The sequence below is a fragment of the Rothia terrae genome (assembly GCF_012396615.1).
Lineage (GTDB): Bacteria > Actinomycetota > Actinomycetes > Actinomycetales > Micrococcaceae > Rothia > Rothia terrae.
In genome coordinates, this window is record NZ_JAAXPV010000002.1 from 175,443 (window position 1) to 192,287 (window position 16,845).

Annotated in this window: 11 protein-coding genes; 2 read left to right on the forward strand and 9 right to left on the reverse strand. The window is 52.7% G+C overall.

What is annotated here, in order from left to right; all coding sequences use genetic code 11:
• Nucleotides 1-3: 3 nt before the first annotated feature.
• From uvrC to uvrA, 4 genes are all read right to left on the reverse strand, one after another.
• Complete coding sequence (uvrC, locus tag HF984_RS01955) at nt 4-2,025, reverse strand: excinuclease ABC subunit UvrC (RefSeq protein WP_168614004.1); 2,022 nt, start codon at nt 2,023-2,025, stop codon at nt 4-6.
• A 20-nt stretch (nt 2,026-2,045) separates the two neighbouring features.
• A complete protein-coding gene (locus tag HF984_RS01960; protein ID WP_168614066.1) occupies nt 2,046-2,720 on the reverse strand; it encodes a lysophospholipid acyltransferase family protein in 675 nt (224 codons plus the stop codon).
• Between the two features lie 128 nt (nt 2,721-2,848).
• Complete coding sequence (locus tag HF984_RS01965; RefSeq protein ID WP_168614005.1) at nt 2,849-3,529, reverse strand: HAD hydrolase-like protein; 681 nt, start codon at nt 3,527-3,529, stop codon at nt 2,849-2,851.
• A gap of 4 nt (nt 3,530-3,533) precedes the next feature.
• Nucleotides 3,534-6,419 carry an excinuclease ABC subunit UvrA gene (gene uvrA / locus HF984_RS01970; RefSeq protein ID WP_168614067.1) on the reverse strand — a complete coding sequence of 962 codons (2,886 nt, stop codon included), beginning with the start codon at nt 6,417-6,419 and terminating at the stop codon, nt 3,534-3,536.
• 145 nt (nt 6,420-6,564) lie between these two features.
• Between uvrA and HF984_RS01975 the strand changes: the two genes are divergently transcribed.
• Nucleotides 6,565-7,254, forward strand: coding sequence for an MBL fold metallo-hydrolase (locus tag HF984_RS01975; RefSeq protein ID WP_168614006.1), 690 nt, complete (start codon nt 6,565-6,567; stop codon nt 7,252-7,254).
• Nucleotides 7,255-7,314: 60 nt separating this feature from the next.
• Here HF984_RS01975 and HF984_RS01980 read toward each other — a convergent pair whose 3' ends face one another.
• The 5 genes from HF984_RS01980 to HF984_RS02000 all read right to left on the reverse strand — a co-directional run bounded on the left by HF984_RS01980 (nt 7,315) and on the right by HF984_RS02000 (nt 14,010).
• The gene (locus HF984_RS01980) at nt 7,315-7,944 is read right to left on the reverse strand and encodes a pentapeptide repeat-containing protein (RefSeq protein WP_168614007.1); all 630 of its coding nucleotides are present in this window, start codon (nt 7,942-7,944) and stop codon (nt 7,315-7,317) included.
• A gap of 108 nt (nt 7,945-8,052) precedes the next feature.
• Nucleotides 8,053-9,762 (reverse strand): formate--tetrahydrofolate ligase, encoded by a 1,710-nt coding sequence (locus HF984_RS01985; RefSeq protein ID WP_168614008.1) that lies wholly within the window; start codon nt 9,760-9,762, stop codon nt 8,053-8,055.
• A 109-nt stretch (nt 9,763-9,871) separates the two neighbouring features.
• Nucleotides 9,872-11,608 carry an ABC transporter transmembrane domain-containing protein gene (locus HF984_RS01990; RefSeq protein WP_168614009.1) on the reverse strand — a complete coding sequence of 579 codons (1,737 nt, stop codon included), beginning with the start codon at nt 11,606-11,608 and terminating at the stop codon, nt 9,872-9,874.
• Nucleotides 11,601-13,328, reverse strand: coding sequence for an ABC transporter ATP-binding protein (locus HF984_RS01995; protein WP_168614010.1), 1,728 nt, complete (start codon nt 13,326-13,328; stop codon nt 11,601-11,603). The genes HF984_RS01990 and HF984_RS01995 overlap by 8 nt, the downstream gene beginning before the upstream one ends.
• A gap of 133 nt (nt 13,329-13,461) precedes the next feature.
• On the reverse strand, nt 13,462-14,010 hold the full coding sequence (locus HF984_RS02000; RefSeq protein ID WP_168614011.1) for a P-loop NTPase family protein: 549 nt from the start codon (nt 14,008-14,010) through the stop codon (nt 13,462-13,464).
• A 170-nt stretch (nt 14,011-14,180) separates the two neighbouring features.
• Between HF984_RS02000 and HF984_RS02005 the strand changes: the two genes are divergently transcribed.
• Complete coding sequence (locus HF984_RS02005) at nt 14,181-16,778, forward strand: DEAD/DEAH box helicase (RefSeq protein ID WP_168614012.1); 2,598 nt, start codon at nt 14,181-14,183, stop codon at nt 16,776-16,778.
• Nucleotides 16,779-16,845 lie beyond the last annotated feature (67 nt).

Genomic DNA, 16,845 nt, shown 5'->3' on the forward strand with positions numbered 1-16,845 from the left:
CTCTTACTCAAGGACTTCTCCGGTTGTCAGGTTAATTCCTTGGGAAGGGATAGCGCGCTCAGCTGAATTTTCTTGCTCGAAATGCGCAATGATTTTTTGAGCCATTGAAGGTCCGATTCCGCTGACTTCTAAGAGCTCATCTTCGGTAGCGGCAGTGAGTTTTTTGTAGGAGCCGAAGTGCTCAATCAAAGCCTCACGTTTTGCCGGGCCGAGACCTGCTACTCCGTCTAAAGCAGACGACAGCATTGCTTTGCCGCGTTTAGAGCGGTGGAAGGTGATAGCAAAGCGGTGCGCCTCATCGCGTACTCGCTGAATCAGGTACAAGGCAGGCGAAGTACGAGGAAGGATGACGGGAAAATCCTCGTTAGGTAGCCACAGCTCTTCTAAACGCTTAGCAATACCGACCACATAAACATCGGTGATGCCAAGATCAGCAAGTGCAGCCGATGCCGCATTCACCTGAGGCTGACCGCCGTCAACCACCACGAGGTTAGGCGGGTAGGCGAACTTGGCGGGCTCTTTCTCATGTGCTCGTTCCGCGCTGACTTCGCCGCTGGTTCGCGGAGTCTGCTCACGCTCAGCCTGATCGTGCAGGTAGCGTTTAAAACGTCGGTGAATAACGTCGTACATGCTGGCAGTATCATCGCGGGCTGAGCTACCGGTAATCGAGAATTTTCTGTAATCGCTCTTTTTCGGCAGTCCGTCTTCAAAGACGACCATGGACGCCACCACGTGGGTACCCTGAACGTGCGAGATATCGTAGCACTCAATACGCATCAGCGGATCGGGCAACTCCAGGTTCTCCTGTAACTCCACCAAGGATGCGCTACGTGTAGTGAGATCCCCTGCGCGACGGCTCTTGTGCAACGTGAGCGCGTGCTTAGCGTTTTCCTCCACAGTTTGCATCAGCGCCGCTTTGTCACCGCGTTGCGAAACAGCAATAGAGACTTTGGACCCGCGGATGCCGCTGAGCCAGTCCTCGAGTTGCTCATGGTTTTGCGGTAACGCGGGAACAATAATCTGCTTAGGAATTTCATGACGCTGGTGAGCTAGTTCTTCTTCAGAATCCCCCACCGCAATGGACGCCGCCACCTCGCCGTAGACCTGTTGAATCAGCTGTTCAATCAGCGCAGCATCGTCGGTGTCATCCATTTTTTCAACGATCCAACCGCGCTGACCACGAATCCTGCCGCCGCGCACAAAGAAGACCTGTACTGCCGCCTCTAGATCATCTTGATCAAAAGCAAACAAATCAGCATCCACGGAATCGGCAAGGACAACTGCATTGCGTTCAAATGCTTTTTCGAGCGCGGCAATGTCATCGCGCAAGCGTGCTGCCTTTTCAAAATCAAACTCGGCAGCAGCGTCCTTCATTTGCACGGTCAGCTCGGCAATAAATTTGTCGGCTCCGCCCGCCATGAACTTCGCTAGATCTTGCGCCAACTTCTGGTGGTCTTCCACCGAAATATTGCCCACGCAGGGAGCGGCGCATTTGTCGATATAGCCCAGCAGGCACGGGCGGTCACTTTTTTGAGCGCGGTTAAAAACACCCGTTGTACAGGTACGCACCGGGAAGACGCGCAAAAGTGCATCCAGCGTCTCGCGAATAGCCCACGCCTGAGAATACGGGCCGAAATAGCGCACGCCTTTCTTCTTCTCACCGCGCATCACCTGAGCACGAGGAAATTTATCCTTAAGCGTCACCGCTAAATAGGGGTAGGATTTGTCATCGCGAAAAGCAATGTTAAATCGAGGCTTATACTCTTTGATCCAGGTATACTCCAGCTGCAGAGATTCGAGCTCGCTCCCCACTACCGTCCACTCCACAGACGCAGCGGTATGAACCATTGCATAAGTCTTGGGGCTCAACCCGCTGACGTGGGCGAAATATGAGTTCAGTCTGTTGCGAAGGTTCTTCGCTTTGCCAACATAAATGATGCGTCCGAACTCGTCGCGAAAACGATAAACACCCGGGTTTGTAGGAATCTCGCCGGATGCTGGGCGGTAGTCAGCGGGGTTTGCCACAAACGCTCCTTAGCTTGAATTTAGGAAGTTGCTCCACCGTCGCGCGAAGCTGAGGGGGAAACGTTATAGACGTCTTTACGGCCCTGACCTGAAAGAGCGGCGATTTCGTCCATGATTTTTGCGGTCGTTTCTTTGCGTTGTTTACCTGTCATGGTCTCCCCCGTCTTTTCAAAATAAAGGGGCTTGCCAACGCGCACTGTAAACCGCTTGGGATACACCATATTGGAATCTGGTTTTTGGAGCTTATCAGTGCCGATAAGACCTATGGGAACAACCGGTGCTCCCGTCATATGAGCCAACCAGGCCATGCCAATTTTTCCGCGGTACAGGTAACCATCGCGCGAGCGAGTGCCTTCAGGGTAGATTCCGAAGACCCTTCCATCATTCAGCACCTCAAGAGCCTTACCGAGCGCTTTCATCGACTCTTTACGATCGCTACGGTTCACCGGAATAATATCGATGGCCTCAAACATCAACTTCATCATTTTGCCGCGCACCCCAGGAGTGTTGACGTACTCGCTTTTAGCAAGAAACGCCACTCGACGGGGCATCAGCGCCGAGATAATGATGGAGTCAAGAAATGCAAGGTGATTTGAGGCTACGATGACCGGCCCATCCTCGGGAAAATTTTCTAGACCGGTGACGCGAGCACGAAAACCAGTACGCAAAATGCCGCTGACTGATTTCTGAATCATCTTGTAATATTCCACGGTGATTCCTTGAAAACTAAGAAACAAGAAAAAAAGTGGATGGCTTGTTCTATCAGATGCTGACCATCGACTTACGACTACTTACGGTTATACCTAAAAAGCACGCCTAATGCCTAGCTGGCAAAAAGCTCAGCTACACGAACCTGAAGTTGCTTCGGAGTATCGACAACATTATCAAAGTGCTCCAAGCGCTCTGCCTCATCGCCGAATCCCCAGCTCACTCCAATAGAAGGAATACCGTGCGTAGCTGCTCCTACCGCGTCGTACTGGCGATCACCAATCATCACGGCAGATACGTCTTGACCGTATTTTTCGGTCAAGGTGTTGAGAACGTACCCGATAATCCCCGGCTTATCGCTAGGCATCTCAAGGTTCTTCTGGCCGTGTTCATCGCGAGCGCCACCAACAACCTCAAAGAACTGCGCGATGTCGAACATCTCAACCACTTCCTCAGCTAAATGCAGAGGCTTCTGGGTTGCAACACCCTGGATGTAGCCCAGGGAGGCGAACTTTTCTAAAGTCTCGCGCATCCCCGGGTAAAGCTTTGACTGAGGTAATCCTTTGGTTTTATAGGCGGCGCGATAGGTTGCCACGATATCTGAAAACTTTTCGCGCGGAACATCAGTGAAATGTTCCAAGCTATAGTTCACCGGAGGGCCAACAAAGGCGTCCAGAGTTTTCTCATCAGGACGCTCGAAACCGTTTTTCACCAGAGCTTCGGCAATACCTTCGGTGATTGAACCAGCAGGGTCTAGAAGGGTTCCGTCAACGTCCCACAACACGATATTCACCATGAAACTACCCCAGAATTTCGTTGAGGAACTCACCGGTATGCGAACCAGCTACCTTTGCAACGTCTTCGGGTGTTCCCTCGGCGATAACCGTACCACCACCGGCCCCGCCTTCAGGACCCATATCAACAATCCAGTCTGCACTCTTGATAACGTCCAAGTTGTGTTCGATGGTGATGACGCTGTTGCCTTTATCGACAAGACCATGAATCACCATGAGTAGCTTGCGGATATCTTCAAAGTGCAGACCGGTAGTTGGCTCATCCAAAACGTAGATGGAACGGCCGTTACTGCGCTTTTGCAGTTCGGATGCGAGTTTGACACGCTGCGCTTCGCCACCGGATAAGGTGGTGGCGGGCTGCCCCAGGCGAATATAGCCCAGACCAACGTCCACCAGGGTGTTGAGGTGACGGGCGATGGGAGTGAAGGCGGCAAAGAACTCTGCCGCTTCTGCAACGGGCATCTCCAAAACATCGGCGATGTTCTTGCCCTTGTATTTCACTTCCAAGGTCTCACGGTTGTAACGCTTGCCGTGGCAGGTTTCGCACGGGACGTAGACATCGGGCAAGAAGTTCATCTCAATCTTAAGGGTACCGTCGCCGGCGCACGCCTCGCAGCGTCCGCCCTTCACGTTGAAAGAGAAGCGTCCAGGCTGGTAGCCGCGCACCTTAGCGTCATTGGTTTCTGCAAAGAGCTTACGCACATGGTCAAACACGCCGGTGTAAGTAGCCGGGTTTGAACGAGGGGTTCGGCCAATTGGTGACTGGTCAACGTGAATAATTTTATCCAGGTGTTCCAAGCCCTCAATAGACTTATGGCGACCGGGAACTTGCTTAGCGCCGTTCAGTTTATTAGCCAAAGCGGTGTACAAAATATCGTTCACCAGAGTTGACTTACCCGAGCCAGAAACACCGGTAACAGCTGTCAGTACACCAAGCGGGAACTTGACATCAACATTTTTCAGGTTGTTCTCGCGGGCACCAACAACCTTGACTATACGCTTCTTGTCGATATCACGACGGGTCTGAGGTATATCGATGGTGCGACGCCCCGCCATGTAATCACCGGTAATGGAACGCTCGTTATGAAGAAGATCCTTGAAAGTACCAGAGTGCACAATTTCGCCACCGTGCTCGCCAGCGCCGGGGCCAACGTCCACAATCCAATCGGCTTCTTTCATGGTGTCTTCATCGTGCTCGACAACGATGAGAGTATTGCCCATATCGCGCAGCTTGGTCAAGGTATCAATCAAGCGGCGGTTATCGCGCTGATGCAAACCGATAGACGGCTCGTCAAGAACATAAAGAACACCCACCAGACCGGAGCCAATCTGGGTAGCAAGACGAATACGCTGCGCTTCACCACCCGAAAGGGTACCTGCGGCACGAGCGAGATTCAGATAGTCCAGACCGACATCCAGCAAGAATTGCAAACGCGCATCAATTTCGCGTAACACCTGCTCAGCAATCTTCTTCTCGCGATCACTCAAATGAACCTGACGCATGAAGTCCAGAGCATCTCGCATCGGCATCTCGGTGACATCCGCAATGGACTTACCATCAATTTTGACCGCCAGGATGACGGGGTTCAGACGGGCACCGTTACACGCGGGGCATGCTACCTCACGCATGTACTGTTCGTAACGATCCTTCGACCAGTCAGATTCAGTTTCTTCATGCTTGCGCTTGATGTAGGCAAAAACGCCTTCGAAACCTGAGGTGTAGCGACGCTCGCGTCCAAAACGGTTCTTGTAGGCAACGGTGACCTTGAAATCTTTACCGTGCAGAACAGCCTTCTTCGCTTTCTTAGACAAATCCTTCCACGGGGTATTGAGGTCAAAACCAACTTCTTTGCTCAAGCCTGAGAGCAGACGAAGCCAATACTCGGTACGAGATTTACCCTGTGACCACGGTGCGATTGCGCCTTCAGCCAGTGACAAATCAGGGTTAGGGATGATCAGTTCTTCATCAACTTCAAGACGTGAGCCAATACCGTCACACTGCGAGCAGGCACCAAAAGGTGAGTTGAAGGAGAAAGCACGCGGCTCAATTTCTTCAAGCTGAATGGCGTGACCGTTGGGGCATGCCAAATTTTCACTAAAAATCTGCGTGCGGTCGTCGCTGCCTTCTTCGCGGTCCACGAAGTCCATAACGACGCGTCCGCCCGCTAAGTTAAGGGCGGTTTCTACGGAGTCTGTGAGGCGCTGCTGAATACCGTCTTTCACCACGATGCGGTCAATCACAACATCGATGGTGTGCTTGTACTGCTTTTCAAGCTTGGGAGGATCTGAAAGCTGAATCTGTTCGCCGTCGACGATGGCGCGCGAGTAACCTTCAGCGGAAAGCTCTTTGAAAAGATCAACAAACTCGCCTTTGCGAGCGCTCACGACAGGAGCCAGCACCTGCAGGCGGGTGCGTTCGGGGTACGACAGGATTTGATCGACGATTTGCTGAGGGGTCTGTTTTGAAATCTCAGCTCCACATTCGGGACAGTGTGGGTGACCGATGCGTGCCCACAGCAGACGCATGTAGTCATAAATTTCGGTAATTGTGCCTACCGTTGAGCGAGGGTTTTTAGAGGTGGATTTCTGGTCGATTGAAACCGCAGGTGAAAGACCTTCGATGAAATCCACATCGGGTTTGTCAACCTGGCCCAAGAACATACGGGCGTACGATGAGAGAGACTCTACGTAGCGTCGTTGGCCTTCAGCAAAGATGGTGTCAAAGGCGAGCGAAGATTTGCCGGACCCTGACAGCCCGGTGAAGACAACCATAGCGTCGCGGGGAATCTCAAGGTTGACGTTTTTGAGATTGTTTTCGCGAGCCCCCTGCACCAGGATTCTGGTGAGATCGTTAGGCTTATGCGCTGTTTGTGACATGGGCGTCCTACTCATCTTGTCGTGTGTTTCGAACATATATTCTATACGCCTACTTGTCTTAGTGCGAGGATTGTCAACTAATAATTGCTATGGGCTTATCTGCAAGATTTATAGATCGTGTTCTTACCTTTTGGTCTGTGTTTAGCCTAAGATTGTGGTTATGACAACAGCTCCTGCCGCAGACCTCATGATTGATAACGACGAGCTCACCATTCGAGTGGTTGCAGTCTCTGAGATGGAAAATAACGTCTACCTTATTACCTCAAAATCCAGCGGTGAGCAGGTTTTGATTGACGCCGCAGATAATTTTGATCGTATTAGAGAGTTTGTAGAATCCGCCGCTGATGAGGATTTAGACGGTGCCTCAGCACGCCTTTCGACGGTGATAACCACCCATTCACACTGGGATCATATTCGCGCTCTGCCCGCAACCGTTCAGCATTTTGAACCGCACACCGTTGCGGGCCACGATGATGTTGAGGCTATCGACGAGCAAGAGGGCGTCAGCATCGCACAGGCAGTGGTAGGCGGTGAAACTCTACGCTTTGAGGGCTTTGAACTTGAAGTCATCAGCCTGGTGGGACACACCCCTGGATCAATTACCCTAGTCTTGCGCGGTGACAGTGAGGAGGCGACTCCCACTATCCTCTTTACAGGGGACTCTCTCTTTCCTGGCGGCGTAGGTAAAACCAATTCCCCTGAGGACTTTAAGCAGCTTTTACACGATGTTCGCACCAAGATTTTTGATGCGTTTGATGACAACACCATCGTTCTTCCCGGACACGGCCAGCACACCACGCTAGGCGCTGACCGCGATAACCTCGATGAGTGGGAAGCTCGCGGCTGGTAAATAGATTTTCTGAAACATTTCAGGCGTCTTTGCACCTCGGTGCAGGACGCCTGTTTTTGGTTAACACACGCTGATGCCGAGTTCTTGGGCGAAAGTTGGTGCTAATTGTTGCAGTTGAAACTCGCTGATTTCGGCACCGCGTAGCGATGAAGCCCCGAGAACCTTGTGCATTAGTGCTCCGCTGAGATTGGCCCGGTGAAGATGTGATTGCGATACGGTGAGAGTTTCTACACTGGTATCTGCGAACTCGACGTGGCTGATTGTAGCTCCAGTGGCGTCCAACTCCCCTATCGCGCATCCTTCAATCATCAGGTGAGTGCACCGTGCTGCTCGAAGATTGAGGACATCTATTTTGCAGTCGCGAATAACCACATGTTTGATACGGGAATCTCTTAGTTCTAGGACGCCAAGGCGACTACCTTCGATGACCGCGCGCTCCCAGGATGACTCTGGTGCTTGAAGGTGGGCAACAGAGAGGTTGTGAAGCTCGCTATTTACCACCCGCGCTTTATCCCAGGAGCATCCGTCAAGCCCCACCGCAGTGAGAGAACAGCTATCGAAAGTTGCCGCGCTCTGGTCAACGCCGGACCAGTCTGCACCGGTGAATCGGGAGTGCTCGACATAGTCTTCATCGAGAGGCGTCTGCGCCAAGACTCGCGCGTTCGTTGTATCGGGAAGCCACATATCCATACACTCCACCCTAAAGCACACCGCCGGTACTTTCTGGTAAGACAGAAAGTACCGGCAGTGCTAACGCTAGGCTTCTAAAGTTCAACGCCAGGTATTACGAATAGCTCCTTAGAACAGTCCCACCATGCGACCGTCTTCATCAAAACCGATGCGCTCTGCCGCCGGTGACTTTGATAGTCCAGGCATGGTGCGCATGGTGCCGCAGATGGCATAAACGTACCCTGCACCTGCTGCAAGACGAACCTCACGCACCGGCAACGTCCAACCAGTCGGAGCGCCCTTCAGCGACGCATCCGAAGAAATGGAGAGATGAGTTTTTGCGATCACAACGGGGAGTTCACCATACCCAAGCTCTTCGTACAGCTTGAGCTGCTTGCGTGCGGCAGGCGTGACCTCAATGCCGTCTGCGCCGTAGACGTCGGTCGCTACCTTCTCGAGCTTAGTTTCCAAAGAGTCAGTGAGCTCGTAGGTAAAGTTCAGCTCGCTCACGTCATCGCAAGCCTCAGCCACAGCGTCCGCCAGCTCCATAGTGCCCTTACCGCCTTGTGCGACACCGCGGTGCACAGCGACGCGAGCGCCTGCTTCTTCAGCAATCCGGCGGATCTCTTCATGCTCTGAATTAAAATCAGTGGGGAACGCATTAATTGCAACAACCGGCTGCACGCCGAAAGAACGAACGATGTCGATGTGCTTTTGCAGGTTGGATGCGCCAGCGCGGACGTCCTCGGGGCTTTCCTTGAGCATGTCTTCGGGTAGCGGCTTGCCGGGAACAATCTTGTACAGGCCAGAGTGAGATTTGAGCGAACGAACCGTGACGACCAGAACCGCAGCATCGGGCTTGAGACCGGAGACGCGGCACTTGACGTTAAAGAAACGCTCAGCGCCCATATCAGCACCGAAACCTGCCTCGGTAATCACGTAGTCTGAGTGCTCAAGACCCACGTAATCCGCTACCACCGATGAGTTTCCGGTTGCAATATTGCCGAAGGGGCCTGCATGGATCAGAGCCGGGGTGGTTTCAAGGGTCTGAAGCAGGTTGGGATTAATGGCATCCTGCAAAATAACGGAGAGTGCGCCATCAGCTTTCAGATCGGCGGCGGTCACCGGCTGACCATCGTAGTTGAAACCAATGACGATTTTTGCCAGGCGCTCACGTAGGTTTTCAAAGCTCGTGGAAAGCGAGAGAATGACCATGATTTCTGAGGCGCTGGTGATATCAAAACCGCTCTCGCGAACAACGCCATCCACACGTTCGCCCAGGCCAATAACAATGTTGCGCAGCGAGCGATCATTGACGTCCAGAACCCGTCGCCAGGTGATAGCGCGCGGATCAATATTAAGCTCATTGCCCTGGTGCAGGTGGTTATCGATCATTGCTGCCAGCAGGTTGTGCGCTGCGGTCACGGCATGGAAATCACCGGTCAGGTGCAGGTTCAACTTTTCCATGGGGATAATCTGCGAGTAGCCACCGCCTGCTGCACCACCTTTGATGCCGAAGGTCGGCCCCATCGAGGGCTGGCGTAGAGTGAGCATAGCGTTGCGGCCGGTTGCAGCCATTCCCTGTGCCAACGAAACCGATGTTGCTGTCTTACCCTCGCCCAAGGGCGTGGGAGTTACAGCGGTGACAACAACGTACTTAGCGCCTCGCTTGCGAGCGTTTTCAGCGGTCGTGGTTTCATCGAGAACCACTTTAGCGACGTATTTGCCGTAGGGTTCCAGGCGGTCCTCATCGATGCCTGATTTTTCAGCAACCTCAACAATCGGGTGCAGGGTCGCTGCCTGAGCGATTTCAAGGTCGGAGGGAAAAGGTGCGCTCATAGCGGGCTCTTTCTCATGTGGTTATATATACAACCATCATCTTAGTAACAGCCATCACAATTGTCACCATTGCTGGCGCATCATTTCAGCGGACGCAATAGCCCAGACGTTAAGACAACGCGAACATTTGCGCCGGCGTGCCTTCTGCCTCGATTCGACCGCCTTTCAACAGCACCGCACGAGATGCCATCGAAGCGATCCTGGCATCGTGACTGATGATAATTACTGCACGATCCTTCAAAATTGCGTGCAGCGATGCACGCGCGTCCGCTGTTTCAAGCTGCGTCGTAGATTCATCGAGAATAACAGCGTGCGGGTTAGCCACAACGATGCGTGCCAGCGACAGCTGCTGAATCTGGTCTCGCGTGAGCTGGGTTGCTGAAGTTCCGAGTTCGGTGTCAAGACCGTCAGGCAAATCGTCCACCCAATCGGCGCCGACGGCATGAAGAGCCGCAAGCTGTTCTGCTTCGGTTGCGTTTTCAGCGGCTACTGTCATGTTGTCAGACAACGTACCTAAGAAAAGATGTGCTTCTTGTGTACAAATCAGCAATGCAGGACGCCCGTCTTGGGCTACCTGAGTGGGATAGAGTCCATTACCCACGGGAGAACCAGCAACAGAAACCGTACCTGAATCAGCAGTCAAAGACCCAGCGATCAGGCGTGCCAAAGTGGTTTTACCTGAGCCTGAGCGTCCAACCAGTGCGATGCTCTCCCCCGCCCGAACGTCAAGGTTAACGCCCTTGATAACTGAAGATTCCGGGGTGTAACCATACGTGAGACTCTCACAACGGATGACCACATCGTCAGTAACAGGTTCAGTGTTGACCTTGCTACTAGCAGCCTGCTCACGACGCGTTTTTTGTTGATGCGATAAATCAATCACGCCGAATACTCGTCCCATCGTCACCGACATTTCTCGCAGGCGGTCAAGCCAGTAGGTAAAAATATCGGCGTTCACGCGCATGCCAAAGAGCATGATTGATGCTGTCGCTGCATCGCCCCAGCTAGCCCAGCCCCGTTCGACGCAGATCGCACCCCAGATAATCGAAAGCAAGAGAGGCATGTACGAGTTGAATCCGTCAATCGCCCAATAGGTAGCACGAAGCGACACCAGCTTGCGGGCAATGGAATATATGGAATCAACGCGGTTTTCTTGAACCTGCAAGCGGGCGCCCTCAATACCTAGCTCACGCATGGTGCTTCCACCGCGAATATTCTCGTTTGCAACAACGGTAAAGTCAGACATTGCCTCAGCACGATAAAGGGTGAGTTTTCCAATGCGCGGCAGAAAAATAGACAGAAGAATCGCCATCAGCACAAACGTTGGAACAGCCACAAGCCCAATGAAGGGATTGACAAAGAACAAGGTTGTAGCCGTCAGAATCATATAGACCGTGATATACAAGAATTCTGGGAGTCCCTGCGCAAGAACTTGTCTAATGGAGTCGACATCGTCGGTCAGCCGCGACAACAAGTCCCCAGAACCAGCGTCCTCTACGGTTTGAGCGTCAAGTTCGAGGGCAGCCCCCACCATGTCGATACCGAGGTCTCGATTCAGGCGAACGCCCAGGCGTTGCCCTTGAAAAGTCCACGCACGGGTGAGGAGTGCGCCTACCACCACCGCCAGAGCAATCAGAAGAATAAAACCCCACGGAAAGCCGGTCAAAGTACGGGACGACGCGGCATCTACCAGCCTGCCAATTGCGATGGGAATCGCCAACGAGGTCAGTGAGCTCAACACGAAGAGCACTATCAACCAGAAAAACTGACCGGGAGTTCGCATGACGCTTGCCAGCAGCATCCGCCAGGTTTTACCGGTGGACGCGACAGGAAGAAGGTTAGCCACGGTGGTGCTCCTGTTCTATTTCGCGCTGGCTGGTCATCGGCGTCTGCTCAATTTTCTGCAAAGAACTCGTGATGGCTTCTTCGTACTGTTCAACAACGTGGTGCACGGAGTGAGCGGCAACGTTGTGATGATCCGAGCGATGCTGGGTCGCGATCCGTCGTTCAGCTTCCATGGTGGTGCTGACAACATAGATTTTCCGAATGTTCTCTAGCGGATAATCGCGTGCACATTTTTGCTCTAAATGATCAAAAATATACTTTTGGCTAGGTTCATCGACAGAGTTCAACGGCTCCGTGAGCACCAATGTTGTAGCGTCCTGCGCGAGCGCACGAGCCAGCGCCAGACGCTGACGCTGCCCGCCGGAGAGGTTTGCTCCTTCAGCGCTGATTGAAGCTTGCAGGTATTGAGCGGGGTCTTTTCCGCCAAGTCGGTAGGCGATCTCTAGTGAGTCGGTCAGCCGTAGCAGCTCGATAATATGCTGATCGTCCAACACATCGGTGCCAAGTTGTACGTGTTCTTGAAGAGTGCCGGCGAAGATCATCGGGTTGGGTTCTGAGAGCAGGACGCGTTCCCTGTCTTTTCCACCGCTACTTTGGCTTCGAAGCTGGTGGACGAGTGCCTCTGCACATTCTTGCGCCGTGAGATTCATATCGCGCGGGTTCATAAACACCACGGTCTGCGTTGAATCAGGAATTTTTACCGATGCAACTGGGGAAGCTGCGCGGTGTGTGTCTACGGGTGCGGATTCGTTATCGTGAACCAGCTGATCTACGCGTTTGAAAGCAACACGCGCGTTACGCCAGGCGAACAGTAGCATTTCAACCGACCAAATGGGGCCAGTCATGACATTAATCAGACCGGCTATAGATACTAGCTGCCCTGCTGGGATGTCGGCGAGCCATGTGCCTTCAGCAAGGGTGCCGCGAAGTGCAAAGGCAATGGCCAGGAGAGTAACGGTTCCGACGAGAAAGTTGCGGGCCGCAAAAGACCAGGTCTGCACGCGTTCTAACCTCAGCTGAGATTCGTACAGGTCTTCAGCGCTGTGGGTGTAGCGCCGCATCATGCGCGGCCCCGCGCCCAACCCCAAAATGGTACGTATAGCCGAAGCAATATCACTTGCTTTAGAGGTATTGTCTCCGACTTTGTCACGGAAAATTTCTGAGTGCTTTTCGATGACTTTTGAGATGCGGGTGAGGGCAAAAAGAGTCACGATGAGGCCCACTAGCACAATGACAGCAACCACAGGGCTGATTTTCCAGAGCTGATAGGTACCCATTGCGGCGGCACCGACTGCAGAAGATGCGAGAATCATCGGTTGCCACAGAGCGGCCATAGTGCGGCTGTCTTTATTCATGAGTGCGATGAGGTTACCGATCTCTTGCCCCGATGATTTGAAGACGAGTCGGCCAACGTACGTGCGCCAGGCTCTTTCGAGGGCAGCAACCACCGTGAAAGTAATGCCCCAGGTGAATATTTCATTGAAACAGAAGTAGAGCACAATCAGCACTGCCCATTTCATCTGAGACCAAGCGCGCTGGGTTTCGCCAGCCGTGTGAAGGTCAATGATAGTGCCAATCAGCACCGGCAGATAAGCAACCAAGAGCACTGAAATGAGATCCGTGAAAAACGGGATAATGTGAATCGCTCGCCAGCGCCACCCGGGCGGTGCAAGACGAAATTTAACCGGCGCGTCATCGGGTGCCGGTTTCTTCTTCATCATTGCCATGTGCTCTCCTGCCGCGGCATGTGCCCTATGTGGTTTACGTGAATATGTGCTGTGTGAATTTATTCTAAGCGCAGTGAGCAGTGCATGCACCAGTTGATGCACAATTCATACTCACCGAGTTCCGATGTTAGGCAGCAGATCGGTCACGCTGGATGCGTCGAGAAACTTCATCTGTTTCACTGACGATAAAAATTTTGCTCTTCTGAGCAAGCACCGGATGCTTTTTAACTCGCTTTTCAAGCTGCGTAAAGATGATTGACTGTGTTTGTGGATCAACAGCTTGCAAGGGTTCAACCAAGATTAGTACATCGGTGTGTTGTGCGTAAGCGTATGCAAGCTGAAGTTGTTCAGACAGAGCCCGCGAATCCGCATCAGGCTCAAGCCCTTGCTCAGCAAGACCAACAAGGCTGGGAAACTCGGCAGCGGCGTCCTCATCGAGGTTCCAGTTCTTACTCATCTCTGCAAGTTGCCGGTGGATATCAGCCACATTGTTGCACTTGATACCGTTGCTCTCAACGATTTTAATGTTCAGCTGCGGATGCTGGCTGACCAGATAAGCGGCAAGGCCTCGCGCATAGTCCTGAGCGTTGACTGACTCTTCGCGAGGATCTTGATATACCACCCGGTGATGGGTTTCAAACGGTACATACAGTGAGGGCTGGGGTGACTCAGTCAAAAGGGAGTTCTCTTTTCACTACGGATAACGGCTGAAAAAGGAATGTCGCAACAGAAAGTGCACGTTGTTGGGGATCTTATGATAAACCTCAAGAAACAGTGTATTACCTCCCTTCCCTTCAGCTTAATCTTGCAGGCACGCATCTAGCGACCGGTAGAATTTGAAGCATCATGAATATTCTTGAGCATCTTTCACCCAAACTCGCACAGCCGGAAAATCACTATTTCCGCGGTGATTTCGCGTCTAATCCGCTGAGTCCCGACGAAATGTATGAGGGCTTCTTAGCGTGGATTTCATCGCGCGGTATGGAACTCTACCCCGCACAGGATGAAGCTGTACTTGAACTAGCTCAGGGCAACAACGTTATTTTGGCGACCCCCACGGGCTCGGGTAAATCTACCGTGGCAGTTGCAGCGCATTACGTGGGATTAGCCACGGGTCAGCGTTCTTATTACACGGCACCTATCAAGGCGCTGGTCTCCGAAAAGTTCTTTGACCTCGTTGCAATTTTTGGCGCTGAGAATGTTGGCATGATTACCGGCGATTCATCGATCAACGCCGATGCTCCTATCATCTGTTGCACCGCCGAAATTCTAGCGAACGTGGTTCTACGCGAGGGCGAAAACGCTGATTTGTGCCAGGTGATCATGGACGAGTTTCATTTCTACTCAGACCCGCAACGCGGCTGGGCGTGGCAGGTGCCGCTCCTTGATCTGCCCCAGGCACAGTTCTTGCTCATGAGCGCAACTCTGGGTGATACCACCCGTTTTGAGCGGGAGATGACGGAGCTCACCGGCCGCACATCAACGTTGGTCACCAATGCCGAGCGTCCTATCCCCCTGCATTTTTACTATTCCAACAACACCGTACAAGAAACCGTTGAAGAGCTGGTATCTACCCGTCAAACTCCGGTGTATATTGTGCACTTTAGCCAGTTGCAAGCCATCGATGCTGCCCAGGCGCTGATGAGCGTCAACATCGCGTCCAAAGAAGATAAAGAACGCATCAACGAACTTCTGGCGGACTTCCGTTTTATGCCCGGTTTCGGCAAGACTCTCCAGCGGCTGGTGAAAAACGGCATCGGCGTCCACCACGCAGGTATGCTACCGAAATACCGCCGCCTCGTTGAGCAGTTAGCTCAAGCAGGACTGCTGAAAGTCATTTGCGGTACAGATACCTTGGGTGTGGGCATCAATGTGCCCATTCGCACCGTTCTCATTACTGCTTTATCTAAGTTCGATGGTGAACGCACCCGCCGCCTCAAGGCCCGTGAATTCCACCAAATCGCCGGACGCGCCGGTCGAGCAGGTTTTGATACCGCAGGTACCGTAGTGGTTCAGGCACCGGAGCACGACATTGAAAACGCTCGTTTAGAAGCAAAGGCTCGCGAGAAGTTTGCCGGTGATGAAAAGAAGATGGCGCAGTCCCTTCGCGGTAAGAAAAAGAAGCCGCCGCAGGGGTTTGTGGCGTGGAGCGAAAAGACTTTCGATCAGCTGGTTGAAGCATCACCAGAGCCATTGACCAGCTCTTTCGGTGTATCGCACTCCATGCTACTCAACATTTTGCAGCGCGAAGGCGACCCTTTTACCGCAGCCCGTAAGTTCTTGGAAAACAACCACGAACCGCGCATCAAGCAACGTCAACTAATGCGCAAGGCACTGGGCATCTACCGCGAACTATTAGCTGGTGGCGTGGTTGAGCGTCTAGATGAGCCAGATGAATACGGCGCTCGCGTGCGCCTCACTGTAGATCTACAAGAGAATTTCGCGCTCAACCAGCCGCTTTCACCTTTCGCGCTCGCGTCCTTCTCGTTGCTCGATACAGAGTCTGAGACCTACGCACTCGATGCGGTATCGATTATCGAAGCCACACTCGAAAAACCGCGTCAAGTTTTGATGATGCAGGAGAAGAAAGCGAAGTCTGAGGCGCTCGCCGAGTTCAAAGCTGAGGGCATGGACTACAACGAGCGCATGAACGAGCTCGATAAGATTACCTACCCTAAACCGCTTGAAGACTTGCTGGAACAGGCTTTCGAAACCTACTCGTCTTCGGCAGCGTGGGTACGCGAATTCGAGCTTTCGCCCAAGTCAGTGGTGCGCGATATGTACGAACGCGCTATGGGATTTGGTGAGTACGTGCAGTATTATTCCTTGGATCGCTCCGAAGGCATTTTGTTGCGCTACCTATCCGATGCCTATAAGGCGCTGCGTCAGACCGTTCCGGTCTCTGCTCTCAACGATGATCTAACCGACATCATCGAATGGTTGGGCGAAGTTATTAGACAGACTGACTCCTCACTGGTGGATGAGTGGGAGAAACTAGCTGCCGGTGAAGACTACCAGCCCAAGGAAGAAACCCTTGAAGAGTTGGTTGCAGAAAAAGCACCGTCAGTTACCGATAATCCTCGTGCTTTCAAGGTAATGGTGCGCAATGCTATGTTCCGTCGCGTGGAGCTTTTTGCCGATGAGCGTGACAAGATTTTGGGCAGCATGGATGAGGAATACGGTTGGGACGCTGACCGTTGGGCAGATGCCATGGACGATTATTTTGATGAGTACGATGACATCTACACCGACGCGGACGCTCGTGGCCCTCAACTACTGAGCATCGATGACGATGTGACCGAGCATCCTGGCATCTGGAAGGTTCGTCAGATTCTCTCTGACCCCGACGATAACCATGATTGGGCGTTTACCGCCGAGATTGATTTGGTTGCTTCTGATGCGGCCGGTACTCCCGTTGTTCGCATGCTCAGCGTTGGCAACTAACCGCGTCTTGATGAGTACGTGCAATTCTGAAGAATGAATGTGTCAAAAGGCTTCAGAATTGCGCGTT